The following is a 24,456-nucleotide window of genomic DNA, read 5'->3' on the forward strand; positions in this document are numbered from 1 at the left end:
GCTGGTAGCAGCGAAGGGAGCAACGCATGGCGGCCGCAGAAGAGGGCGAGTTCCTCATCGTCACCGGGATGTCGGGAGCAGGCCGCACCACCGCGGCGAACGCACTCGAGGACCTCGGCTGGTACGTGGTCGACAATCTGCCTCCGCAGATCCTGCGGCCCCTTCTCGAGCTCACCGACATGGGAGCCGGGAACCTTCCGAAGATCGCCGCGGTCGTGGATGTCCGCGGACGCGGCCTGTTCGACGAGCTGCCGGACGTGTACCGCGTCCTGCGCTCCCGCGGCGGGGTGAAGGTGCTCTACCTCGATGCGTCCGACGACGTGCTCGTGCGCCGTTTCGAGTCCGTGCGCCGCCCCCATCCGCTGCAGGGTGACGGCACCCTTCTCGACGGCATCCGCACCGAGCGATCGCGTCTGGCCACCATCCGCGAATCGGCTGACCTGCTCATCGACACGTCGTCGCTGAACATCCATCAGCTCGCGATGCAGGTCTCGGAGATGTTCTCGGAGGAGGGTGCGGCGCGTCATCGCCTCACCATCCTCAGCTTCGGGTTCAAGTACGGGCTCCCGACCGACGTCGACCTCGTCGCCGACATGCGCTTCCTGCCGAACCCGTTCTGGAATGAGGAGCTGCGCGATTTCACCGGACGCGATGCGCCGGTGCGCGACTACGTGCTGGGTCTGCCGGGCTCGGAGCAGTTCCTCGACGCCTACGCCGCGGCGCTGCGTCCGGTGCTGGAGGGGTACCAGCGCGAGAACAAGAGCCACTCGACGGTCGCCATCGGCTGCACCGGCGGGAAGCACCGCTCGGTGGCCATGAGCGAGGAGCTGGCTCGGCGCCTCGCGGATGTGCCGGGTGTCGCCATCAACGTGCGCCATCGCGACCTCGGTCGGGAGTGACCCCCGGCCCGAGGCAGCCCATCCACCGGGCATCCGACCACGGGCGTCGACCGCCGCCGGCACGCGATCGGGTCGGTGCGCGGGCCCCGGGCCTTGTAGGCTAGTCCCTTGCGTCGCGATCCGACGCCTGGATCGTGAGGAGTCCCGTGGCACTAACCACCGACGTCAAGGCCGAGCTCGTCAGCGTGCGGAACCCACCCCCGGCGGTGCGCGTCGCCGAGGTGACGACCATCCTGCGTTTCGCCGGCGGTCTGCACTCGATCGCCGGTCGTGTCGCGGTCGAGGCCGAGGTGGATGCCGAGCTGCTGGCCCGTCGTGTCAGCCGCGATCTCGCCGAGATCTACGGCGTGCGTCCGGAGATCGCACAGGTCAAGGCCAGCGTCGCGACCGCCGGTGGCGCCCCGAGCGGTGCCCGCTGGGCGGTCCGGGTCATCGCCGCGGGGGAGACCCTGGCGCGCCAGACCGGTCTGCTCGACGCGCGACGTCGCCCGGTGCGCGGCCTGCCCAACCGCCTCACCACCGGCTCACCGGAGGAGCTCGCGGGGATCTGGCGCGGTGCGTTCCTGGCATCCGGATCCCTCAGCGAACCCGGTCGGTCAGCCATGCTGGAGATCTCGTGCCCGTCCGGTGAAGCCGCGATGGCGCTCGTCGGGGCCGCCCACCGTCTGGGCGTCGCGGCGAAGGCCCGTGAGGTGCGCGGCCTGCCCCGCGTGGTCGTGCGCGAGGGCGAGGCGATCCGTGCCATCCTCACCGCCATGGGCGCCCGCCGCACGGCGATCGCCTGGGAGGAGATGCGTCAGCGTCGCGAGGTGCGCGCCGGCGTGAACCGCCTGGTCAACTTCGATGACGCGAACCTGCGTCGGTCGGCGCAGGCCGCTGTGGCCGCGTGCGCTCGTGTGGAGCGCGCGCTGGAGATCCTGGGCGACGACGTGCCCGAGCACCTGCGCACCGCCGGAAGCCTCCGGCTCGCGCACCGCGACGCGAGCCTCGACGAGCTCGGACACCACGCCGACCCGCCGCTCACCAAGGACGCCGTCGCGGGGCGCATCCGCCGGCTGCTCGCCATGGCGGACAAGCGCGCCCAGCAGGAGGGCATCCCGGGCACCGAGGCCGCAGTGCCCGCCGGTCTCGACGGCTGAGGCCGACCGGAGGGCGCGCCGGATCCGGCATTCGGAACATCCGGCCGCCGGTCGCGTTGTCGTCAGTAGGATGAAAAACGTCTGCTCTGCGAGGCACTTCGGCGTCGCAGAGGATCGGCAAGCGCCGTGGCGCGGCGCGGATTGGATGAAATCGACATGGCGACCTACACGCTCCCCGACCTTCCCTACGACTTCGCGGCACTGGAACCGCACATCAGCGGCAAGATCATGGAACTGCACCATGACAAGCACCACGCCGCCTATGTCACCGGTGCGAACGCCGCGCTGGACGGCCTGGCCGAGGCCCGCGAGAGCGGCAACCTCGCCAACGTGAACAAGCTCGAGAAGGACCTCGCGTTCAACCTCGGCGGTCACGTCAACCACTCCATCTTCTGGACCAACCTCTCGCCCGAGGGCGGCGGACAGCCGGAAGGTGAGCTCAAGGCGGCGATCGACGAGTTCTTCGGCTCGTTCGAGAAGTTCCAGGCGCACTTCGCCGCCGCCGCGGCGGGCATCCAGGGCTCGGGCTGGGCGGTGCTCAGCTGGGACCCGATCGGCGCTCGCCTGATCATCCAGCAGCTCTTCGACCAGCAGGGCAACACCGCGCAGGGCACCATCCCGCTGTTCCAGCTCGACATGTGGGAGCACGCCTTCTACCTCGACTACCTCAACGTGAAGGCCGACTACATCAAGGCGGCGTGGAACATCGCCAACTGGGAGAACGTCTCGTCACGCTTCGAGATCGCGCGCGAGAAGACCTCCGGTCTGCTGGTACTGTCGTAAAAGACCGGCGTCCTAATGGGCGTCTGGCCCATTAGGACGCCGTTGTCCGCGCATTCCGCAAGAAATACGCATTTCCCCGAGTAAGAACCAGGAGACTTTCGTGTCTGTCAAGATCGGTATCAACGGCTTCGGTCGTATCGGACGTAACTTCCTTCGTGCGGCGCTCGCACAGAACGCTGACATCGAGATCGTCGCGGTCAACGACCTCACCGACAACGCCGCACTGGCGCACCTCCTCAAGTACGACTCGGTCGGCGGTCCGCTCGGCGTCGAGGTCTCGCACCAGGGCGACGTGATCACCGTCGGCGGCAAGGACATCAAGGTGTTCGAGGAGCGGGACCCGGCAGCGCTGCCGTGGGGCGAGCTCGGGGTCGACATCGTGATCGAGTCCACCGGCCGGTTCACCAAGGCCGCCGACGCCTCGAAGCACATCGCCGGCGGCGCCAAGAAGGTCATCATCTCGGCGCCCGGCACCGACGTCGACGGCACCTTCGTGATGGGCGTGAACGAGGACACCTACGACTCCGCCACGATGAACGTCATCTCCAACGCCTCGTGCACCACCAACTGCCTCGCGCCGCTCGCCAAGGTGTTCAACGACAAGTTCGGCATCGAGCGCGGGTTCATGATGACCGCGCACGCGTACACCGCAGACCAGAACCTGCAGGACGGCCCGCACAGCGACCTGCGCCGTGCCCGCGGTGCAGCGATCAACATCGTGCCGGCGTCGACGGGTGCCGCCAAGGCCATCGGCCTCGTGCTCCCCGAGCTCAACGGCAAGCTCAGCGGCTCGTCGTACCGCGTTCCGGTTCCCACCGGCTCGATCGTCGACCTCACCATCATCGCCGAGCGCGACGGCCTGACCGTCGACGAGATCAACGCCGCATACCGTGAGGCCGCAGCCGACGGTCGTCTGCAGGGCATCCTGGAGTACACCGAGGACCCGATCGTCTCGAGCGACATCCAGCTGAACCCGCACTCGTCGATCTTCGACGCGGAGCTGACCAACGTCAGCGGCAACCTCGTCAAGGTGTCCAGCTGGTACGACAACGAGTGGGGCTACTCCAACCGCCTCGTCGACCTCACCGAGTACGTCGCCGAGCGTCTCTGAACCATGGCGCTGCGCACTCTCGAGTCACTGGGGTCGCTGTCGGGCAGGCGGGTCATCGTCCGCTGCGATCTGAACGTCCCGCTGAAGGACGGCGTGATCGCCGATGACGGTCGCGTCAGGGCGTCACTGCCCACGCTCGAGGCCCTCACCGATGCCGGCGCGCGCGTGATCGTGTGCTCCCACCTGGGGCGCCCCGACGGCGCTCCCGATCCCCAGTACAGCCTCGAGCCGGTCGCGCAGCGACTGTCCGAGCTGCTCGACGCGCCGGTCGCCTTCGCGACGGACACGGTGGGCGACTCCGCGCGGGACACCGTCGCAGGCCTCGAGGACGGCGCGATCGCCGTCCTCGAGAACCTGCGGTTCAACCCCGGCGAGACTTCAAAGGACGACGCCACCCGCGCGGCGTTCGCCGGGCAGCTCGCCGAGCTGGGCGACGCCCTCGTCTCGGACGGGTTCGGCGTCGTGCACCGCAAGCAGGCCAGCGTCTACGACCTGGCCGAGCTGCTGCCGTCCGCGGCGGGCCTGTTGATCGCCGCCGAGCTGGACGTGCTCGACCGGCTCACCGAGAACCCCGAGCGCCCGTACACCGTGGTGCTCGGCGGATCGAAGGTGAGCGACAAGCTCGGCGTGATCTCGCACCTGCTGCCGCGTGTCGACCGTCTGCTCGTCGGAGGCGGGATGCTCTTCACCTTCCTCGCCGCGGAGGGCCACGCCGTGGCCTCGAGCCTGCTCGAGAAGGACCAGCTCGAGACCGTGCGCGGCTACATCTCCGAGGCGAAGGAGCGCGGCGTCGAACTCGTGCTGCCGACCGACGTCGTGGTGGCGTCCGGATTCGCCGCCGACGCCGACCACGAGACGGTTCCGGCGGATGCCATCGAGCAGAGCTCGTTCGGGGCATCCGGAATCGGCCTCGACATCGGACCCGACACGGCCGCGGCGTTCGCCGATGCCGTGCGATCGTCCGCGACCGTCTTCTGGAACGGGCCGATGGGCGTGTTCGAATTCCCGGCCTTCGCCGCGGGCACCAAGGCCGTCGCGCAGGCCCTCACCGAGGTCGACGGCCTGGGCGTCGTGGGCGGCGGCGACTCCGCCGCGGCCGTGCGCCAGCTCGGATTCTCGGACGACCAGTTCGGTCACATCTCGACGGGCGGAGGCGCCAGCCTCGAGTTCCTCGAGGGCAAGAAGCTACCGGGCCTCACGGTCCTCGGATGGGAGTGAACCCTGTGACAAGCGCGCAGAACCGCCGCACACCGCTCATCGCGGGCAACTGGAAGATGAACCTCGATCACCTCCAGGCCGTCGCGACCGTGCAGAAGCTGCACTGGACGCTGAAGGACGCCGGGCACGAGGGCGACTCCGTCGAGGTGGCTGTCTTCCCGCCGTTCACCGACATCCGCAGCGTGCAGACCCTCATCGACGCCGACAAGATCCCGTTCGCGCTCGGTGCGCAGGACCTCTCGGCGCACGACTCCGGGGCCTACACCGGAGAGGTGTCGGGCGCATTCCTGTCCAAGCTCAACGTCGGCTACGTGATCATCGGTCACTCCGAGCGTCGCGAGTACCACCGGGAGGACGACGCGGTCGTCAACGCGAAGGTGAAGGCCGCGCTGAAGCACGGTCTCGTCCCGGTGATCTGCGTCGGCGAGACCGCCGAGGATCTCGAGAAGTTCGGTGCCAGCGCGGTGCCGGCCGGCCAGCTGGAGAAGGCGCTCGAGGGTGTGCCGGCGTCGGCCGACATCGTCGTGGCGTACGAGCCGGTCTGGGCCATCGGCTCGGGCCAGGCGGCGACTCCGGCTCAGGCGCAGGACGTCTGCGCCGCCCTGCGCGGCGTGCTCGCGAAGGTGCTCGACGAGGATGCCGCCGCGCGCACCCGCGTGCTGTACGGCGGATCGGTCAAATCGGGCAACATCGCCAGCTTCATGCGCGAGCCGGATGTGGACGGTGCGCTGGTGGGTGGCGCGAGCCTCGTCGTCGACGAGTTCGCGGCGATCGTTCGCTTCCAGAAGCACGTCGGCGTGTGAGTCGGGACGGGGCGCGCGAGCGCCTCGTCCTATAATTGACCGCTAGACGGGCATTCCGGCCCCGGCGAAAGGCTTTCCTCGTGCAGGTTCTCGAGTTCGTTCTGCAGGTGCTCACTGGCGTGACCAGTGTGCTGCTGACGCTCCTCATTCTTCTTCACAAGGGCCGCGGTGGCGGCCTGTCCGACATGTTCGGCGGGGGGATGTCGGCCGCTGTCGGCTCATCCGGTCTCGCCGAGCGCAACCTCAACCGATTCACGATCGTGCTCGCCCTGATCTGGTTCATCTCGATCGTCGCGCTCGGTCTCATCACGAAGTTCCAGGTGATCTGATGGCTACCGGAGGAAACGCGATCCGCGGCACACGTGTCGGCTCGGGTCCCATGGGCGAGCAGGACCACGGCTACCACGCCGACCGCATCGCCGTGTCCTACTGGGACGGACTCGGCAACGAGACCGTCCGCTATTTCGCGGCAGGGCTCCCCGACGACGAGATCCCCGAGACCATCGACCACCCGCAGAGCGGGCTGCCCGCGGGTCGCGACCGGCAGAACCCGCCGATGCTCGCCAAGCCCGAGCCGTACAAGACGCACCTCGCGTACGTGAAGGAGCGCCGCACCGACGAAGAGGCCGAGCAGCTTCTCGAGGACGCGCTCACGCAGCTGCGCGAGCGCCGCGGCGGCAACTGAGAACCACACGAGGAACCCCCGGAGTCTGCGACTCCGGGGGTTCTTCGCGTCTCGGGCTCTATGCGGGCCGGCGATCGAGTCGGATGCCGGGAACGCCCCGGCATGCGAGAAGGCCCCCACCTCGCGGTGGGGGCCTTCGTCAGGAGAGGGGATGACGGGAATCGAACCCGCGTCATTAGTTTGGAAGACTAAGGCTTTACCATTAAGCTACATCCCCGGAATTCCGGCGGTGTCTCGCCCTCATGGCGCCCCGCCGAGCGGAGCACCTCGTAAAGCATAGCGGACGGAGCGACGTGTTCTGTCCGTTAGACTCGTCAGGGCCGTTCCCGTGTGCGCGGGTTCAAGCCGGGGCGTAGCTCAGCTTGGTAGAGCGCCCGCTTTGGGAGCGGGAGGTCGCAGGTTCAAATCCTGTCGCCCCGACCACAGCCCGAAGACTTCACGACCGCGTCGTCAACGCGGAAACCACAAGGAGACACACCAGCATGGCCAACAGCACCGTCGAGAAGCTGTCCCCGACCCGGGTCAAGCTCACCATCACGGTCACCCCTGAGGACCTCAAGCCGAGCATCGCGCACGCCTACGAGCACATCGCTCAGGACGTGCAGATCCCCGGTTTCCGCAAGGGCAAGGTCCCCGCTCCGATCATCGACCAGCGTGTCGGCCGCGGCGCCGTCATCGAGCACGCCGTGAACGAGGCCCTCGACGGCTTCTTCCGCGAGGCGGCCGCCGAGCACAACGTCCGCATGGTCGGACGTCCCGCCGCCGACATCACGCAGTGGCCGAACGAGAAGGACTTCTCGGGTGACCTGCTCGTCGACATCGAGGTCGACGTGCGCCCCGAGATCGAGCTTCCCGAGCTCTCGGACATCACGCTGACCGTCGACGCCGTCGAGGCCGACGAGGCGGCGATCGACGCCGAGCTCGACAGCCTGCGCGCGCGCTTCGGCACCCTGATCCCCGTCGACCGCCCGGCGGCCACGGGCGACTTCGTCGAGCTCGACCTCGTCGCCACCATCGACGGCGCCGAGATCGACCGCGCCGAAGGCGTGTCGTACGAGATCGGCTCCGGCGAGCTGCTCGAGGGCATCGACGAGGCGCTCGACTCGCTCACCGCGGGCGAGGAGACGACCTTCCGCTCGACTCTCGTGGGCGGCGACCACGCCGGCGAGCAGGCCGAGGTGTCGGTCACGCTCAAGGCTGTCAAGGAGCGCGAGCTGCCCGAGGCCGACGACGACTTCGCTCAGATGGCGTCGGAGTTCGACACGGTCGCCGAGCTGCGCGACAGCCTCGCCGAGCGCGTCGCACAGCAGGGCGTCTTCACCCAGGGGGCCGCCGCTCGCGACCAGCTCATCGAGAGGCTGCTCGAGCAGGTCGAGATCCCCGTTCCGGCCCAGCTCATCGAGGACGAGGTGCACGCGCACCTCGAGAACGAGAACCGCCTCGAGGACGACGAGCACCGTGCCGAGGTGGCCGAGGCCAGCGAGAAGCAGTTCCGCACGCAGGTGCTGCTCGACACGATCGCCGAGAACGCGAACGTGCAGGTCTCGCAGGAGGAGCTCAGCCAGTACCTCATCCAGTCGGCCGCGCAGTACGGCATGGCTCCGCAGGAGTTCGTCGAGGCGCTGCAGGGCGCCGGTCAGCTGCCCGCGCTCGTCGGCGAGGTCGCCCGCAACAAGGCACTGGCCGCGACCCTCGGCAAGGTGAACATCGTCGACAGCAACGGCAAGAAGGTCGACCTGTCCGAGTTCATCGGCGACGCCGAGGACGAGGACGACGCTGAGACCGAGGAGGCTGGCGCCGCCGACGAGAAGCCTGCCGCCGACGAGAAGCCGGCCAAGAAGTCTCCCGCGAAGAAGAAGGCTCCCGCGAAGAAGGACGCCGCCGACGAGGCGGACGCTGACAAGCCCGCCGCCAAGAAGCCGGCTGCGAAGAAGGCTCCGGCCAAGAAGGCCGCCGCGAAGGACGAGGCCGAGAAGGCCGAGTGATCCTCGCATGATCGAACGAGGGGCGGATGCTGCGGCATCCGCCCCTCGTCGTATCAGGAGAGGCGACGGGGCGGTGTGGCCGCGGACGGGCGGCGGTGGGTGGATGCCGCCCCGCCACGCTGATATGCCGACGGCGAACACGGCCGGGCACGCGCGCCGCCGCCGGTAGATTCGAATCACCGACACACGGAAGCAGGAGCTGACATGGCTGAACCCCTGATGGCGACGAGCGTCTTCGACAGACTGCTCAAGGACCGCATCATCTGGCTGGGCTCTGAGGTGCGCGACGAGAACGCGAACGAGATCTGCGCGAAGATCCTCCTTCTCGCCGCCGAGGACTCGGAGAAGGACATCTACCTCTACATCAACTCTCCCGGCGGGTCGATCACCGCGGGCATGGCGATCTACGACACCATGCAGTTCGTGCCGAACGACATCGTCACCGTCGGCATCGGCATGGCCGCGTCGATGGGCCAGCTGCTGCTCACCAGCGGCACGAAGGGCAAGCGCTACATCACCCCGAACGCGCGTGTGCTGCTGCACCAGCCGCACGGCGGCTTCGGCGGCACGGCGAGCGACATCCAGACGCAGGCTCAGCTGATCCTGTCGATGAAGCGTCGACTTGCGGAGATCACCGCCGGTCAGACCGGAAAGACGGTGGAGCAGATCAACGCCGACGGCGACCGCGACCGCTGGTTCACCGCAGACGAGGCCCTCGAGTACGGCTTCGTCGACCACATCCGCGAGCACGCCAGCGACGTCACCGGCGGCGGCGGCACCGGCGCAGACCAGTAAGGAAGGAACACACACATGCACACCCCCACCTTCCGCGCTGCCGGAAACCTGCCCTCCAGCCGTTACGTGCTCCCGCAGTTCGAGGAGCGCACCGCCTACGGCTTCAAGCGCCAGGACCCGTACAACAAGCTCTTCGAGGACCGCGTGATCTTCCTCGGCGTGCAGGTCGACGACGCGTCGGCTGATGACGTGATGGCCCAGCTGCTGGTTCTCGAGAGCCAGGATGCCGAGCGCGACATCACCATGTACATCAACTCGCCCGGTGGCTCGTTCACCGCGATGACGGCGATCTACGACACCATGCAGTACGTCGCGCCGCACATCCAGACCGTGGTGCTCGGACAGGCCGCCTCGGCGGCATCCGTCCTGCTCGCGGCCGGCGCCCCCGGCAAGCGGCTCGCGCTGCCGAACGCCCGCGTGCTCATGCACCAGCCCGCGATGGGCGAGGCGGGCCACGGCCAGGCATCCGACATCGAGATCCAGGCCGCCGAGATCCTGCGCATGCGCACCTGGCTTGAGGAGACCATGTCGCGGCACACCGGCAAGGCGGTCGAGCAGGTCAACCGCGACATCGATCGCGACAAGATCCTGTCGGCGAACGAGGCCCTCGAGTACGGCATCGTCGACCAGGTGCTCACCTCGCGCAAGCGCAGCTGACCCGTCGTCACGACGAACGGCCCGGGCATTCGTCCGGGCCGTTCTTGCGTGCTCGGGCGCTCGTCGCCGCGAGTACGCTGGAGTTCCCACCATTCCGACCTGGAGGCCCTCGTGTCCGCACCCCTCGCCCGGCACATCGACCACACGCTGCTCAAGCCCGAGGCTACGAGCGCCGACATCGCCGCGGCGATCGCCGAGGCCGCCGACCTCGGTACCTACAGTGTGTGCCTTTCGCCGTCCGCGCTGCCCGTCGACCTGCCGGGCGAGCTGAAGCTCGCGGTCGTCATCGGGTTCCCCAGTGGCAAGCACCACTCGTCGATCAAGGCCGCCGAGGCGGCTCTGGCCGTGGCCGAGGGTGCGGACGAGCTCGACATGGTCATCGACATCGGCGCGGCGATCGAAGGACGCTACGCCGACGTCGAGGCCGACATCCGCGCCGTGCGCGACGCGGCTCCCCGCCCCGTCGTGCTGAAGGTCATCATCGAGTCCGCCGCGCTGAGCGACGAGGCCATCGTGGCCGTGTGCCGGGCCGCCGAGGAGGCGGGCGCCGACTTCGTGAAGACGTCCACGGGCTTCCACCCGTCCGGCGGTGCCAGCGTGCACGCCGTGTCGCTGATGAAGCAGACCGTCGGAGACCGGCTCGAGGTCAAGGCATCCGGAGGCATCCGCACGGCCGCCGATGCCCAGCAGATGATCGAGGCGGGCGCGACGCGCCTCGGCCTGTCGTCGTCGCGCGCGATCCTCGAGGGAGCCGAGGCTGCGGCGGGGTACTGACTCTCACGTGACCGACTCCAATGCCGCACTGTGTCGGTGCCTGCGGTTAGGCTCGATTGACGGCATCAGGACCCTGCCTGGCCGAATGCTCGAGGAGGACGCGCATGGCACGCATCGGTGAAAGCGCTGATCTGTTCAAATGCTCTTTCTGTGGGAAGAGTCAGAAGCAGGTCCAGCAGCTCATCGCCGGCCCCGGTGTGTACATCTGCGACGAGTGCGTCGAGCTGTGCAACGAGATCATCGAAGAGCGCATGGCCGAGGCCGGCAGCGGCCCGGTCGCCGACTTCGAGCTGCCGAAGCCTCGTGAGATCTTCTCGTTCCTCGAGGAGTACGTGGTCGGTCAGGATGCCGCGAAGCGCTCGCTCGCTGTAGCGGTCTACAACCACTACAAGCGCGTCCGCGCCCGCGGCACCATCCAGTCCGCCGAGCAGAAGGCGGAAGAGGTCGAGGTCGCCAAGAGCAACATCCTCATGCTCGGTCCGACCGGCTGCGGCAAGACCTATCTCGCCCAGACGCTCGCCAAGCGGCTGAACGTGCCCTTCGCCGTGGCCGATGCGACGGCGCTGACCGAGGCCGGCTACGTGGGCGAGGATGTCGAGAACATCCTGCTCAAGCTGCTGCAGGCGGCCGACTACGACACCAAGCGCGCCGAGACCGGCATCATCTACATCGACGAGATCGACAAGATCGCCCGCAAGGCCGAGAACCCCTCCATCACCAGGGACGTGTCGGGTGAGGGCGTGCAGCAGGCGCTGCTGAAGATCCTCGAGGGCACCGTCGCGTCGGTGCCGCCGCAGGGTGGGCGCAAGCACCCGCACCAGGAGTTCCTGCAGATCGACACGACGAACGTGCTGTTCATCGTCGCGGGAGCGTTCGCCGGGCTGGAGGAGATCATCTCGGCCCGCGTGGGCAAGCACGGCGTCGGGTTCGGCGCTCCGCTGCACGACAAGGGCAAGGACCTCGATCTGTTCAGCGAGGTGCTGCCGGAGGATCTGCACAAGTTCGGGCTCATCCCCGAGTTCATCGGGCGCCTGCCCGTCGTGACCTCGGTGTCGCCGCTCGACCAGGACGCCCTGATCGACATCCTCACCGGTCCCCGCAATGCGCTCGTGAAGCAGTATCAGCGGATGTTCGAGATCGACGGTGTGCAGCTCGAGTTCGAGGAGGACGCGCTGCGTTCCATCGCCGACCTCGCGGTGCTGCGCAAGACCGGCGCCCGCGGCCTTCGTGCGATCCTCGAGGACGTGCTCGGGCCGATCATGTTCGAGATCCCGTCGGCAGAGGACGTGTCGAAGGTCGTGGTCACCAAGGCCGCGGTCGACGAGGGCGCGCCGCCCACGGTCGTTCTCTCGCGCAAGCGCAAGAGCGCCTGATTCGCCGGGCGACCGCGCAGCGCGAGCGGTTCACCCCTGCCATCCGCTCGCGTGGCTCACGCGCGGATGGCAGAGCGGGACGGGGCGCCGCACGCCCGAGTTGACCGGATGAGCGCGTTCACCCGCTGAGGCGACTCATCACGCGCTCGAGTCCGTCGACGACCAGCCGCACACTGCGGCGGCGCAGTGTCTCGGGGCGCGCCAGCACGTCGATGAGGCGGTGCGTGCTCACGCCCAGCAGCGGGATGCGCACGATCTCACGATCGTCGACGCTGCGCGAGGTGTATCGGGGCAGCATGCCCACGGCGTCGCCCGCCGCGATGGTCGCCGCGACGGTGGCGTAGTCGTTGACACGGTGCTGCACGCGCGGTGCGATGTTCGCGACGGCCGCGATCGCGCGCAGCACGTCATCGGGGGAGTAGCCGATCCGACTGGTCACCCAGCGCTCTCCGGCGACGTCGGCGGGAGTCACGGCGCGGCGCGCGGCGAGCGGGTGCGACGCGGCGACCGCGACGTCGAGCGGCTCGCGGACAAGGGTGAGGCTGCGCACACCCTGCGACGGCCAGGGCTCGGAGTGCTCCATCCGGTGCGCGAGCACGAGGTCGTAGCGGGCGGTGAGCGCGGGGAACTCACTCTGCGCGACGTCCTCATCGGTCAGCTGCACGGTCGGTGAATCGTCGCTCCCGGCGAGGTCGCGCAGCAGGGCACCGAACAGTGCCTGCCCCGCGCTGTGGAAGCCGCTCACGGTGACCACTCCGGCGGAATCCTGCTCGAACGCGTCCAGCGCGCCGCGGGCGGCGGCCATCGCGTCCAGCGCCTCCGCCCCGGCCTCGGCGAGCACCCGCCCGGCGGCGGTGAGCGCGAGGGTGCGACCGTGTCGCCGGGTGAGCGGGGTGCGCACGCCGCGCTGCAGGGCGGCGAGCTGCTGGGAGACGGCCGACGGCGTCACGTGCAGCGCATCGGCGACGGCCGTCACGCTGCCGAGGGCGCCTAGTTCTCGCAGGATCTGCAGCTGGTGAAGCTCCACCCCTCGATCGTATCTTTCAGTGCAGCTTAATTCACTATGCAGAAAGAGAGCGTTGCTCTACAACGGCGGATGCGGTGAGATCGAGACCATGAAGGCACTGTTCAAGAGCGCACCACGCGCCGGCTTCGAGCTCGTCGACAGGCCGGACCCTGCGGCCGGCGCCGGCGAGGTCGTCATCCGCGTGCTGCGCACTGGGATCTGCGGCACCGACCTGCACATCCACCGCTGGGACGAGTGGGCTGCGTCGGCGATCCAGACGCCGCTGATCCCCGGGCACGAGTTCTACGGCGAAGTCGTCGACGTCGGCGACATGGTGCACGACATCGCCGTCGGCGACCGTGTCTCGGGTGAAGGACACATCGTCTGCGGCACCTGCCGCAACTGCCGCGCAGGGCGCCGGCAGATGTGTATCCGCACCGTCGGGCTCGGCCTGCAGCGCGACGGCGCCTTCGCCGAGTACCTCTCCCTCCCCGCCACGAACGTGTGGGTGCATCACGACGACGTGACCCCCGAGCTCGGCGCGATCTTCGACCCGCTCGGCAATGCCGTGCACACCGCGCTGATGTACCGCGTGATCGGCGAGGACGTGCTGGTCACCGGGTGCGGGCCCATCGGCCTGATGTCGATCGCCGTCGCCCGACATGCCGGCGCGCGATTCATCGTCGCCACCGACGTCAGCATCCCGCGACTCGAGATGGCGAGGCAGATGGGGGCTGACGCCGTCGTCGACGTCTCGACGCAGGACATCCGCGAGGCGCAGCGCGCGCTCGGGATGCGCGAGGGCTTCGACATCGGCTTCGAGATGAGCGGTGCGCCCGCGGCGCTCCCGGCGATGATCGACAACATGAACCACGGCGGACAGATCGCCATGCTGGGGCTGCCCAGCGCCGGCTTCGACATCGACTGGAGCAAACTCGTCACCCACATGCTCACGATCAAGGGCGTCTACGGGCGAGAGATGTTCGAGACCTGGAACGCGATGGGGGCCATGCTGCAGACCAGTGCCACCCTGCGCGAATCGATCACCCGCGTGATCGCGGATGTCATCCCCGCGCGCGACTGGGAGCGTGGATTCGCCGCCGCCGAGTCGGCAGGCACGGGGAAGATCATCCTCGACTGGACCGAGCTGTGAGAACCGGGCTGTGAGAACCGAACTGTAAGGAGCTGTCATGTACGCGACATTCAAGGATCACCTGCAGGCCGAGCTCGCGGGCATCGAAGAGGCGGGCCTCACCAAGCGGGAGCGCGGCATCCGCGGACCTCAGAAGGCGCAGATCGTCACGGGCGGCACGGAGGTGCTCAACTTCTGCGCCAACAACTACCTCGGCCTCGCCGACGACCAGCGCATCCTGGACGCCGCTCACCGGGCGCTCGACGAGTGGGGCTACGGTCTCGCCAGTGTGCGCTTCATCTGCGGCACGCAGGAGCAGCACCTCGAACTCGAGAAGCGCCTCGCCGCCTTCCTCGGCACGGACGACGCGATCCTGTACTCCTCCTGCTTCGATGCGAACGGCGGCGTGTTCGAGACCCTGTTCTCGGCCGAGGATGCGATCATCTCCGACGAGCTGAACCACGCGTCGATCATCGACGGCATCCGTCTGTCGAAGGCGCGTCGTCTGCGCTACCGCAACCGCGACATGGCTGATCTCGAGGAGCAGCTGAAGGCCGCGGCGGATGCCCGATTCCGCGTCATCGTCACGGACGGGGTCTTCTCGATGGACGGCTACATCGCGCCGCTGCGCGAGATCTGCGACCTGGCGGAACGCTACGACGCGCTCGTGTTCGTCGACGACTCGCACGCCGTCGGCTTCGTGGGGGAGAGCGGACGCGGCACGCCCGAGCTGTGCGGCGTGTCCGATCGCGTCGACATCTACACCGGCACGTTCGGCAAGGCCCTCGGTGGCGCCTCGGGCGGTTACGTCGCCGCACACCGCGACATCGTCGCCCTGCTGCGCCAGCGCTCCCGGCCCTATCTCTTCTCGAACACCCTGGCGCCGTCGATCGTCGCCGGCACGCTGACCGCGCTCGACCTGGTCGAGAGCTCGGCCGATCTGAGGTCTCGCCTCCGCGAGAACGCGGAGCTGTTCCGTCGGCGCATGGCCGAGGAGGGGTTCGAGCTGCTGGCCGGCGAGCATCCGATCGTGCCCGTGATGTTCGGAGACGCCGCGCTCACCGCGCGCATCGCCGACGAGATGCAGCGCCAGGGTGTGTACGTGACGGCATTCAGCTTCCCGGTGGTGCCGCGCGGCCACGCGCGCATCCGCGTGCAGCTCTCCGCAGCGCACACACAGGAGCAGGTGGAGCGCTGCGTGGCGGCCTTCGTCGCGGCTCGGGAGGCTGTGAGCTGACCTGACCCGCGGAGAGCACGACCGGCCGGGAGCAGGTGCAAAGAAATACTTGCAAAGGGATGTTTGCAAGGATATCTTTGCATTCATGACCGCGAACGATACCTACGGCCGCACTCTCGAGCCGAGCGCGCTGAAGGCGCTCGCGCATCCGATGCGCGTGCGGATCTACGATCTCCTCAGCGAGCGGGGTCCGCAGACCGCCAGCAGTCTCGCGGCGCTGATCGGCGAGACCTCCGGGGCGACCAGCTATCACCTGCGCGCCCTGGCAGCCCACGATCTCATCCGGGAGGTGCCGGACCGCGGCACGGCGCGTGAGCGCTGGTGGGAGCGGCCCAAGGGACGCATCAACATGCCCGGCCCGGCAGAGGCGATGTCGCCGTCGAACCGCGCGGCAGCCCAGATCGTCACCACCGAGTTCCTGCGTCTGCGTCACCAGACTCTGATGGAGTACATCAACCGGCCGGAGTCCGATCAGCCCGAGGGGTGGCAGGACGCCGGCCTGGTCATGACGACGATGCTCGACATCACCGCCGAGCAGATGACGGAGCTCAAGAACGAGCTCAGCGCCGTGGTGGATGCCGCCATCGAGCGCTACCGCGGGCAGGAGGCCCAGCCAGGCACCCGGCGCGTGACTCTGCGCGCCGAGGTCTTCGACCTTCCTGCGGCGCCGCGCCGCAGGACTCCCGAACAGGAGTGACCATGACCAGCGCGACTCTTCGTCTCGCCACGCCCACCGCGGTGGAGCGCGCCCTGCAGCGTCTCTCGATCGCCCTGGCCCGCTACGTCGAACGCCGCATCGCACGGCGCGCCGAGCGCCGCGAGCTCGCGCTCGACCTGCTGCGCGAGCAGCACGCCAGGCGGCAGGATCCGCGAGCGCTCGACATCGCCCTGCTCGCGATCGGATCCCGGCCCCGGCCCTGACCGCCCGCCGATGCGCCGGGGTTCAGTCCTGGAACGGGCGGGCGAGAACCTCGCCGGATGCGGTGAGCACGACCTCCCACCCGGCATCCAGCTCAGCGATCGGCCGACCCTCGAGCCAGGTGAGTGTCCAGTGGCCGCTCAGCCCGCGAGCCTCGATCTCGGCGATGGCCGGACGCAGGGAGGCGGGGACGGAGGCCGGCGGCTCAGCCCCCGTCGCCCAGCGCGTGCCCAGCTGCATCAGCCCTCCACCGGTGCCAGCTCGATCGCGGTGACCGCGAGCTCGTCGGCCTCGGCGAACTCCAGCTCGGCGATCCGGCCCACCGCGCGCAGGTCGTCGGCCGCGGCGCGCAGCGCGTCGATCTTCGCCGCCGGAGCCGAGATGGTCGCGGTCGCGACCGGGGTCTTCTGCGAGGCCTTCGCCTCGGTCTTCGCCCGGCGGATGCCGATCAGGGCCTCACTCGCCGTCGCGAGCACCGCAGGGTTGCCGTCGATGCCGAGCGGCTCCGGCCAGGTCGCCGTGTGGATCGAGCCCTCCTCGAACCACGACCACGCCTCCTCGGTCGCGAACGACACGATCGGGGCGAGCAGGCGCAGCAGCGTCGACAGTGCCAGGCGCAGCGCGAGCGCCGCCGAGGCCTGGTTGACGTCGGTCTGGTCGTACGCGCGCTCCTTGACGAGCTCCAGATAGTCGTCGCAGAACGTCCAGAAGAACGCCTCGGTGATCTCGAGCGCCTTGGCCTGGTCGTAGTTCTCGTACGCCCTGGTCGCCTCACGCACGACCTGATCGAGGGCGGTGAGCATCGATGCGTCCAGGGCGTGCGTGACCTCTGCGCCCTCGGGCACGGGGAACGACAGCACGAACTTCGCCGCGTTGAGGATCTTGATCGCGAGCCGCCGCCCGATCTTCACCTGCGTGGGGTTCTGCGGGTCGAAGGCCGCATCCATGCCGAGGCGGCTGGACGCCGACCAGTAGCGCACGGCGTCGGAGCCGTGCGTGGAGAGGATGTCTGCCGGCGTGACGACGTTGCCCTTCGACTTCGACATCTTCTTGCGGTCGGGGTCGACGATGAAGCCGCTGATGGCCGCGTTGCGCCACGGCGAGCGCTGGTCTTCGAGCGTCGAGCGCAGCATGGTCGAGAACAGCCAGGTGCGGATGATGTCCTGGCCCTGCGGGCGCAGGTCGAACGGGGCGACCGCGTTCCACAGCTCCTCGTCGCGCTGCCAGCCGCCGGCCAGCTGCGGGGTGAGCGACGAGGTGGCCCAGGTGTCGAAGATGTCGGCTTCGGCGTCGAACCCGCCGGGCACGCCGCGCTGATCCTCGGTGTACCCCTCGGGCACGTCCGTGGTGGGGTCGATGGGCAGGGTCGCCGGCGACGGGGTCAGCACGCGCTCGTAGTCGCGCTCGCCGTTCTCGTCGAGGGCGTACCAGACGGGGATCGGCACGCCGAAGAAGCGCTGGCGCGAGATGAGCCAGTCGCCGGTCAGCCCGCCGACCCAGTTCTCGTACCGCACGCGCATGAAGTCGGGATGCCACCGAAGCTCGCGTCCGTTCTCGAGCAGCTGCTCGCGCAGCTGCTCGTCGCGGGCGCCGTTGCGGATGTACCACTGGCGCGTCGAGACGATCTCGAGCGGACGATCGCCCTTCTCGAAGAACTTCACCGCGTGGCTGAAGGGCTTGCCGACCTCGAGCAGGTCTCCCGAGGCCTGCAGCTGCTCGACGACGCTCTTGCGCGCGCTGAACACCGTCTTGCCCGCGAGTTCGGCGTACGCAGCGCGGCCGGCATCCGACGTGATCGCGTCGGGAGCGTCGGCGAGCACCCGGCCGTCCTTGCCCAGGATGGTGCGGTTGGGCAGGTCGAGCTCGCGCCACCAGATGATGTCGGTCACGTCGCCGAAGGTGCAGATCATGGCGATACCCGAGCCCTTGTCGGGCTGGGCGAGGTGGTGGGCGAGAACGGGCACCTCGACGTCGAAGATCGGGGTGCGCACGGTCTTGCCGAAGTAGGGCTGGTAGCGCTCGTCGTCGGGGTGCGCGACCAGGGCCACGCACGCCGGCAGCAGCTCGGGACGGGTCGTCTGAATCTCGATGTCACCGGACCCGTCGGTCTTGTGGAACGCGACGCGGTGGTACGCGGCCTGCTGCTCGCGGTCCTCGAGCTCTGCCTGGGCGATCGCCGAACGGAAGTCGATGTCCCACAGGGTGGGCGCCATCGACTGGTAGGCCTCGCCGCGCTCGAGTCCGCGCAGGAAGGCGAGCTGGCTCTGGCGGATCGTGTCGTCGGAGATCGTGCGGTAGGTCTGCGTCCAGTCGACGCTGAGGCCGAGCTGGCGGAACAGCGCCTCGAACTGCTTCTCGTCCTCGACGGTCAGCTTCTCGCACAGCTCGATGAAGTTGCGGCGGCTGATCGGCTGCTGGTCGGCTGCGCGGGACGACTTGTTGTCGCCGCCCTCGAACGGAGGCGTGAAGTCGGGGTCGTAGGGCAGCGTGGGATCGCAGCGCACGCCGTAGTAGTTCTGCACGCGGCGTTCGGTGGGCAGGCCGTTGTCGTCCCAGCCCATCGGGTAGAACACGTTCTTGCCGCGCATGCGCTCGAAGCGGGCCTTGATATCGGTGTGCGTGTAGGAGAACACGTGACCGATGTGCAGGCTTCCGGAGGCCGTCGGCGGGGGAGTGTCGATCGAGTAGACGCTGTCGCGTCCGGATGCCGTGGCCAGGGCGCGGTCGAAGAGGAACGTGCCCTCCTCGGACCACCGCTCACCCCACTTCGCTTCGAGGCCTTCGAGCGCGGGCTTGTCAGGGATGCTGGACATGGAGTCTCCTCGAGCGATGTGTGCGGCACTGTGTGAGCGTGCCTGAGTGTGGGTTGTGCCGCGAGTCTACCGGTCACCCCACGGCCACTCCTAGATCGACCGCGTCCAACAATCACCGATAGGATGGAGCGTTCCCCCTCCCTGCACTCATCGAGGTTCCGAATGCCGTCTCGTCCCGCGCGCCGACTCCTGCCCCTGGCCGTCCTTGCCACCGCATCCGCTCTTGTGCTGAGCGCCTGCGCGGGCCCCGCCGATGGCGGCAGCGGGGGCGACGCCGACGCCGAGCTCGTCTGGGCCATCGAGGGCGCCAACCTGTCGGCCGGCCACATGGACCCGCAGACCAGTCAGCTCGACGTGTCGGGCATGGTGCAGCGTCAGGTGCTCGACTCGCTCGTCTTCCAGGAGGCCGACGGGTCGTTCTCCCCGTGGCTCGCGAAGAGCTGGGAGGTCTCCGACGACGGGAGGACATACACCTTCGACCTGCGTGACGACGTCACCTTCTCGGACGGCACGCCGTTCGACGCCGCCGCGGTGAAGGCCAACTTCGATCGCATCGTCGACCCGGCGACGAAGTCCGCACAGGCGGCGAGCATGCTCGGCGGCGAGCTGTACGCGGGCACCGAGGTCACCGGCGAGCACACCGTCGAGGTCAGCTTCACCCAGCCGTACGCGCCCTTCCTGCAGGCGGCGAGCACCGCGCAGCTCGGCTTCTGGTCGCCGAAGGTGCTCGAGACGTCCGCCGACCAGCTCGCGGCGGGCGGACCCGACGTCACCGTCGGCACCGGCCCGTTCGTGCTCAGCGAGTACACCGCCGATCAGGAGATCGTCTACACCCGCAACGACGACTACGCCTGGGGGCCCGACGGCGCCCAGGCGCCGAAGATCCAGACCCTGCGCGTGGAGCTGCTGCCCGAGGCATCCGTCCGCGCCGGCGTGCTCTCCTCCGGCGAGGCGGACGTCGCGACCCAGCTGCCGCCGAATGTCGTCGCCGACCTCGGCGACGACATCGCCGTCACCGCGAAGGAGTACCCGGGTCTGCCGTACTCGCTGTTCCTCAACGAGAAGCACGGCGTCTTCGCCGACCAGAAGGTGCGCCAGGCGTTCTCGCTGGCGATCGACATCGACGCGGCCGTCGAGGAGATCTTCTTCGGCGAGTTCCCCCGCGCCTGGAGCATCCTCGGTCCGACCACCCCCGGCTACGACGCGTCGCTCGAAGGCACCTGGGCCTTCGACGCCGACAGGGCGAACGCCCTGCTCGATGAGGCCGGCTGGACCGAGCGCGGCGCCGACGGCATCCGGATGAAGGACGGCGAGCGCCTCTCGGCCCGCTGGATCGCCTGGACGCCGATCTCCGACGACCGCACCGCGCTCGCCAACGCCATCCAGTCCGACCTGAAGGATGTCGGCTTCGAGATCGTGCGGGAGAAGCTGGAGCCGGCCGCCTACAACGAGCAGTACGGCCCGAAGACCTACGACATCACCGACTGGGACTTCTCGGGTGTCGATGCCGACCTGCTGCGCAGCCACCTCGGCACCGACGGCTTCCAGAACGCATCGCAGGTGAGCGACCCCGCCGTCGACGACCTGCTGGAGCGGGGCCTGTCCACCTCCGACACCGGCGAGCGCGCCGAGATCTACACCGAACTGCAGCAGTGGAACGCCGAGCACGTCGCGATCGTGCCGCTGTACGTCTCGTCTCTGATCACCGGGTCCGCATCGACCGTGCAGGGGCTGGAGTACGACCTGTACGGACGCCCGCTGTTCTACGACGCGAGCGTCAGCCGCTGACGTGCGGCGCGTCCTCATCCGGCTCGCGGGGATCGCGGCGTCCGCCGTCCTCGTCCTGTGGGGTGCGGCGACGCTCGCGTTCCTGGCGTTCCGGGTCATCCCCGGCGATGCGGTCTCGGTGATGCTCGGCCCGCAGGCGAAGGTGAGCGAGGCGGTGAAGGCAGCCGTGCGAGCCGAGCTCGGCCTCGATCGTCCCGCGCTCGAGCAGTACCTCTCGTACATCGGCGGACTGCTGCGAGGAGACCTGGGCACGTCGTATCAGCTCCGGATGCCCGTGACCGAGGTCATCGGGCGGCAGCTCGGCGCCACCCTGCAGCTGACCGCGGTGGCGCTGCTGATCGCAGTGGTCGTCGCGCTCGCCGTGGCGCTGCTCGCACGTCGCGGACCGGCGCGGGCGGTGGTGGTCGCGGGGGAGCTGATCGTGCTGTCGTCGCCGGTGTTCTGGATCGGGATCCTGCTGCTGGCCGTGTTCGCCTTCGGCCTGGGCTGGTTCCCGGTGGCGGGCACCCGCAGCCCCGCCACTGTCGTGCTGCCCGCCCTCACCCTCGCCCTTCCGGTGTCGGCGCTGATCAGTCAGGTGCTGCGCGACGGCATCGATGAGGCGGAGCGGCAGCCGTTCGCCGAGACCGTCCGCTCCCGCGGCGCCGGTCCGGCCCGCCTCGTGCTGCGGCACTCGCTGCGCCACGGCGCCGCGGGCGCGCTCACCCTCGCCGCATATCTGATCGGATCGCTGCTCGGCGGGGCGGTGCTCGTCGAGACCGTCTTCGCGCGGCCGGGGCTCGGCCGGGTGACGCTGACCGCCATCGTCGACCGCGACCTGCCGGTCGTGGCCGGGGTGATCATGCTCAGCGCGCTGGTGTTCGTCGTCGTCAACGTGATCGTGGAGCTGCTGCACCCGGTCATCGACCCGCGGCTGCGCGCGCGGCCGGCCGTGTTCGAGGCGCCGCCCATCGAGGAGCGCCGATGATCGCGCGACGGGTGGGACTGACCTGCGCCGTGGCGTTCCTCGCCGTGGTCGCGCTCGCCGCCGTCTTCCCCGATCTGCTCGCGACCCACGACCCGCTGCGCACCGACGTGCGCTCGGCGCTCGAGGCGCCGGGACCGGCGCACCTGTTCGGCACCGACCAGTCGGGGCGCGACGTGTTCTCCCGCGTCGTGCACGGCGCAGGTCGCTCGGTCGGCATCGGACTGCTGGCCACCGTGCTCGCCGTGGTCGCCGGGCTCCTGCTCGGATCGCTCTCGGGTGTCTCGCCGCGGGTGGTGGATGCCGTGGCGATGCGCGTCACCGACATCCTGCTCGCCTTCCCCGAGTTCCTCGTCGCGCTGATCGTGGTCGCGGTGCTCGGACCCGGCGCGACGAACGTCGCCGTCGCGGTGACGATCGCGGCCGTGCCGGTGTACATCCGTCTAGCCCGAACGCAGACCCGCACGCTGCGCATCGCCGAGCACGTCGAGGCGGCGCGCATCCTCGGGGTCGGCCCGGTGCGCACCTTCACCCGCCACGTCGCGCCCGCGGTGCTCGGTTCGCTGAGCGTGCTCGCCACCATCGGCATCGGCTCGAGCATTCTGGCCGCCGCCGGGCTCAGCTTCCTCGGACTCGGGCCTGCGGAGCCGGATCCGGAGTGGGGGCTCATGCTCTCGGGCGGGCGCAACGTGCTGGGACGCGCCTGGTGGATCTCGGTGTTCCCCGGCCTCGCCATCACGCTCACCGTGATCAGCGCGACCGTGGTCGGCCGCACCCTCCGCGCCAGGGCCGAAGGGAGGCGCGCATGAGCGCGGTGCACGTACGAGGGCTGCGCATCGCGATCGACGGACGTACCCTCGTCGACGGGATCGACCTCGATGTGGCCGCCGGGGAGTGCGTGGCCATCGTCGGCGAGTCCGGCGCCGGCAAGTCGCTCACCGCCCGCGCGCTGCTGGGGATGCTGCCGGACGGCGCTCGCATGACTGCCGACGAGCTGCGGATCGATGGCGCCGACACCGCAGGCCTGAGCGAGTCCGGCTGGCGGTCGGTGCGCGGCCGGCGGATCGCGCTGATCTCGCAGGACGCCCTGGCCGCGCTCGACCCGCTGCGCCGGATCGGACGCGAGGTCGCCGAGCCGATGCAGATCCATGGCCTGCACCGCGGACGCCGGGAGGAGCACGTCGTCCAGCTGCTGGCATCCGTCGCCCTGACCGACCCGGAGCGTCGGGCACGTGACCGCCCGCACGAGCTGTCCGGCGGGATGCGCCAGCGTGCCCTGATCGCGTCCGCGCTCGCCGCGGACCCGGCTGTGCTGGTCGCCGACGAGGCGACCACAGCGCTGGATGCCACCGTGCAGGCGCGCATCCTCACGCTGCTGCGCTCGATCGCCGACGAGGGACGCGCGGTGCTCTTCATCAGCCACGACTTCGCGGCGGTGCGGAGGGTCGCCGACCGGGTGCTGGTCATGCGCGAGGGGCGCATCGTCGAACGCGGACCGGTCGCGGAGGTGATGTCCTCGCCCCGCGACGCGTACACGCAGGCTCTCGTCGACGCGAGCGCCCCCCGCGCGCACCGGGCGCCACGTGAGCCCAGCGACGTGCTGCTGCAGGTGCGCGACGTCTCCAAGCGGTTCGAGCGGCCGGCGGTGGTGGGGGCGTCGTTCACCCTGCAGCGCGGGCGCACCCTCGGGATCGTCGGCGAGTCCGGTTCGGGAAAGACGACCCTGGCCCGCATGCTGATCGGCGTCGAGGCACCCGATGCGGGCCGGTTGCAGTGGACGAGCCCGCAGCGGATCCAGCTCGTGCACCAGAATCCGCTCGGCGCTCTCGACCCGCGGTGGACGATCGGACGGTCGATCACCGAAGCGCTGCAGGCGGCGGGGGTTCCGCGCGGCGAGCGCCCCCGCGCCATGGCGTCCCTGCTCGCGGAGGCGGGCCTGGATGAGCGGCTGAGCCTGCGTCGTCCCCGGGAGCTGTCGGGTGGGCAGCGTCAGCGCGCGGCGATCGCTCGCGCGCTCGCCGCCGACCCGCAGGTGCTCGTGCTCGACGAGCCCGTGTCGGCACTCGATCCCACCGTGCGGGCCCGGATGCTCGAGCTTCTCGCCCGGCTGCAGACCGAGCGCCTGCTCACGATGGTGTTCGTCTCACACGATCTCGCGGTCGTCGCGGCGGTGTGCGATGACGTGCTGGTGATGCGCGACGGGGTCATCGTCGAACAGGGAGCGGTTGCTGAGGTGTTCGCCGAACCGCGGCATCCGTTCACGCGCGAGCTGATCGCGGCCGGTCTCTGACCCGGGGGCGCGTCCTCTCACAGCAAAACACCAGGTTCGCTATGGTGGGGCGCAACAGCGACGACGAAGCCGCTGCCGAAAGGAA

The 24,456-nt window shown here is 69.3% G+C and carries 23 protein-coding genes, 2 tRNA genes and 1 pseudogene; 22 read left to right on the top strand and 4 right to left on the bottom strand.

Annotated features, from left to right (window positions below):
• The first annotated feature begins 26 nt into the window (after positions 1-26).
• From rapZ to BFN01_RS07250, 8 genes are all read left to right on the top strand, one after another.
• Positions 27-899 carry an RNase adapter RapZ gene (gene rapZ / locus BFN01_RS07215; RefSeq protein WP_071643084.1) on the top strand — a complete coding sequence of 291 codons (873 nt, stop codon included), beginning with the start codon at positions 27-29 and terminating at the stop codon, positions 897-899.
• 146 nt (positions 900-1,045) lie between these two features.
• A complete protein-coding gene (gene whiA / locus BFN01_RS07220; protein WP_071643086.1) occupies positions 1,046-2,038 on the top strand; it encodes a DNA-binding protein WhiA in 993 nt (330 codons plus the stop codon).
• Between the two features lie 156 nt (positions 2,039-2,194).
• Positions 2,195-2,821 carry a superoxide dismutase gene (locus tag BFN01_RS07225; RefSeq protein ID WP_071643088.1) on the top strand — a complete coding sequence of 209 codons (627 nt, stop codon included), beginning with the start codon at positions 2,195-2,197 and terminating at the stop codon, positions 2,819-2,821.
• 100 nt (positions 2,822-2,921) lie between these two features.
• Positions 2,922-3,932 (top strand): type I glyceraldehyde-3-phosphate dehydrogenase, encoded by a 1,011-nt coding sequence (gene gap, locus BFN01_RS07230; protein WP_071643090.1) that lies wholly within the window; start codon positions 2,922-2,924, stop codon positions 3,930-3,932.
• Between the two features lie 3 nt (positions 3,933-3,935).
• Positions 3,936-5,150: a phosphoglycerate kinase gene (pgk, locus tag BFN01_RS07235; RefSeq protein WP_071643092.1), complete on the top strand. Its 1,215-nt coding sequence runs from the start codon at positions 3,936-3,938 to the stop codon at positions 5,148-5,150.
• Positions 5,141-5,953 (top strand): triose-phosphate isomerase, encoded by an 813-nt coding sequence (gene tpiA / locus BFN01_RS07240; RefSeq protein ID WP_071643094.1) that lies wholly within the window; start codon positions 5,141-5,143, stop codon positions 5,951-5,953. Before pgk ends, tpiA begins: the two co-directional genes overlap by 10 nt.
• 80 nt (positions 5,954-6,033) lie before the next feature.
• Positions 6,034-6,282: a preprotein translocase subunit SecG gene (gene secG / locus BFN01_RS07245; RefSeq protein WP_071643096.1), complete on the top strand. Its 249-nt coding sequence runs from the start codon at positions 6,034-6,036 to the stop codon at positions 6,280-6,282.
• Entirely contained in the window at positions 6,282-6,638 is a 357-nt protein-coding gene (locus tag BFN01_RS07250) for an RNA polymerase-binding protein RbpA (protein WP_071643098.1), read from the top strand. Before secG ends, BFN01_RS07250 begins: the two co-directional genes overlap by 1 nt.
• A 146-nt stretch (positions 6,639-6,784) precedes the next feature.
• Here the strand turns inward: BFN01_RS07250 and BFN01_RS07255 are convergent.
• Positions 6,785-6,855: transfer RNA gene (locus tag BFN01_RS07255), tRNA-Gly, on the bottom strand.
• A 129-nt stretch (positions 6,856-6,984) separates the two neighbouring features.
• Between BFN01_RS07255 and BFN01_RS07260 the strand changes: the two genes are divergently transcribed.
• From BFN01_RS07260 to clpX, 6 genes and pseudogenes are all read left to right on the top strand, one after another.
• Positions 6,985-7,061, top strand: a tRNA-Pro gene (locus tag BFN01_RS07260).
• A 59-nt stretch (positions 7,062-7,120) separates the two neighbouring features.
• The gene (gene tig / locus BFN01_RS07265) at positions 7,121-8,623 is read left to right on the top strand and encodes a trigger factor (protein WP_071643100.1); all 1,503 of its coding nucleotides are present in this window, start codon (positions 7,121-7,123) and stop codon (positions 8,621-8,623) included.
• Positions 8,624-8,815: 192 nt separating this feature from the next.
• A pseudogene (locus tag BFN01_RS07270) lies at positions 8,816-9,418 on the top strand (ATP-dependent Clp protease proteolytic subunit); the annotation flags it as partial.
• Positions 9,419-9,433: 15 nt separating this feature from the next.
• Entirely contained in the window at positions 9,434-10,075 is a 642-nt protein-coding gene (locus BFN01_RS07275) for an ATP-dependent Clp protease proteolytic subunit (protein WP_071643104.1), read from the top strand.
• A 111-nt stretch (positions 10,076-10,186) separates the two neighbouring features.
• Positions 10,187-10,849, top strand: a complete 663-nt coding sequence (gene deoC / locus BFN01_RS07280; RefSeq protein WP_256221069.1) for a deoxyribose-phosphate aldolase — start codon at positions 10,187-10,189, stop codon at positions 10,847-10,849.
• A 104-nt stretch (positions 10,850-10,953) separates the two neighbouring features.
• Positions 10,954-12,222 (top strand): ATP-dependent Clp protease ATP-binding subunit ClpX, encoded by a 1,269-nt coding sequence (clpX, locus tag BFN01_RS07285; RefSeq protein ID WP_071643106.1) that lies wholly within the window; start codon positions 10,954-10,956, stop codon positions 12,220-12,222.
• Positions 12,223-12,340: 118 nt separating this feature from the next.
• On the opposite strand, the gene BFN01_RS07290 is transcribed toward clpX, so the two are convergent.
• Positions 12,341-13,249 (bottom strand): LysR family transcriptional regulator, encoded by a 909-nt coding sequence (locus BFN01_RS07290; RefSeq protein ID WP_071643108.1) that lies wholly within the window; start codon positions 13,247-13,249, stop codon positions 12,341-12,343.
• Between the two features lie 88 nt (positions 13,250-13,337).
• Here BFN01_RS07290 and tdh point away from each other — a divergent pair, with 88 nt between their 5' ends.
• The 4 genes from tdh to BFN01_RS07310 all read left to right on the top strand — a co-directional run bounded on the left by tdh (position 13,338) and on the right by BFN01_RS07310 (position 16,518).
• Entirely contained in the window at positions 13,338-14,381 is a 1,044-nt protein-coding gene (gene tdh / locus BFN01_RS07295; protein WP_071643185.1) for an L-threonine 3-dehydrogenase, read from the top strand.
• A 37-nt stretch (positions 14,382-14,418) separates the two neighbouring features.
• Complete coding sequence (locus BFN01_RS07300; protein ID WP_071643110.1) at positions 14,419-15,597, top strand: glycine C-acetyltransferase; 1,179 nt, start codon at positions 14,419-14,421, stop codon at positions 15,595-15,597.
• A gap of 85 nt (positions 15,598-15,682) precedes the next feature.
• Complete coding sequence (locus BFN01_RS07305; protein ID WP_071643112.1) at positions 15,683-16,294, top strand: helix-turn-helix domain-containing protein; 612 nt, start codon at positions 15,683-15,685, stop codon at positions 16,292-16,294.
• Positions 16,295-16,296: 2 nt separating this feature from the next.
• Positions 16,297-16,518, top strand: a complete 222-nt coding sequence (locus BFN01_RS07310; protein ID WP_071643114.1) for a hypothetical protein — start codon at positions 16,297-16,299, stop codon at positions 16,516-16,518.
• Positions 16,519-16,540: 22 nt separating this feature from the next.
• Here the strand turns inward: BFN01_RS07310 and BFN01_RS07315 are convergent, their stop codons facing one another.
• Positions 16,541-16,756 carry a hypothetical protein gene (locus tag BFN01_RS07315; protein WP_071643117.1) on the bottom strand — a complete coding sequence of 72 codons (216 nt, stop codon included), beginning with the start codon at positions 16,754-16,756 and terminating at the stop codon, positions 16,541-16,543.
• The gene (gene valS, locus BFN01_RS07320; RefSeq protein ID WP_071643119.1) at positions 16,756-19,329 is read right to left on the bottom strand and encodes a valine--tRNA ligase; all 2,574 of its coding nucleotides are present in this window, start codon (positions 19,327-19,329) and stop codon (positions 16,756-16,758) included. The genes BFN01_RS07315 and valS overlap by 1 nt, the downstream gene beginning before the upstream one ends.
• A gap of 162 nt (positions 19,330-19,491) precedes the next feature.
• Between valS and BFN01_RS07325 the strand changes: the two genes are divergently transcribed.
• Genes BFN01_RS07325 through BFN01_RS07340 form a run of 4 tightly spaced genes read left to right on the top strand, consistent with a single transcriptional unit; the run spans position 19,492 to position 24,371 of the window.
• Positions 19,492-21,117, top strand: coding sequence for an ABC transporter substrate-binding protein (locus tag BFN01_RS07325; RefSeq protein ID WP_071643121.1), 1,626 nt, complete (start codon positions 19,492-19,494; stop codon positions 21,115-21,117).
• A gap of 1 nt (position 21,118) precedes the next feature.
• The gene (locus BFN01_RS07330) at positions 21,119-22,084 is read left to right on the top strand and encodes an ABC transporter permease (protein WP_071643123.1); all 966 of its coding nucleotides are present in this window, start codon (positions 21,119-21,121) and stop codon (positions 22,082-22,084) included.
• Positions 22,081-22,890, top strand: coding sequence for an ABC transporter permease (locus tag BFN01_RS07335; protein ID WP_071643125.1), 810 nt, complete (start codon positions 22,081-22,083; stop codon positions 22,888-22,890). Before BFN01_RS07330 ends, BFN01_RS07335 begins: the two co-directional genes overlap by 4 nt.
• Complete coding sequence (locus BFN01_RS07340; RefSeq protein ID WP_071643127.1) at positions 22,887-24,371, top strand: ABC transporter ATP-binding protein; 1,485 nt, start codon at positions 22,887-22,889, stop codon at positions 24,369-24,371. Before BFN01_RS07335 ends, BFN01_RS07340 begins: the two co-directional genes overlap by 4 nt.
• Positions 24,372-24,456 lie beyond the last annotated feature (85 nt).

This window comes from Microbacterium sp. AR7-10 (assembly GCF_001878835.1).
Classification (GTDB): domain Bacteria; phylum Actinomycetota; class Actinomycetes; order Actinomycetales; family Microbacteriaceae; genus Microbacterium; species Microbacterium commune.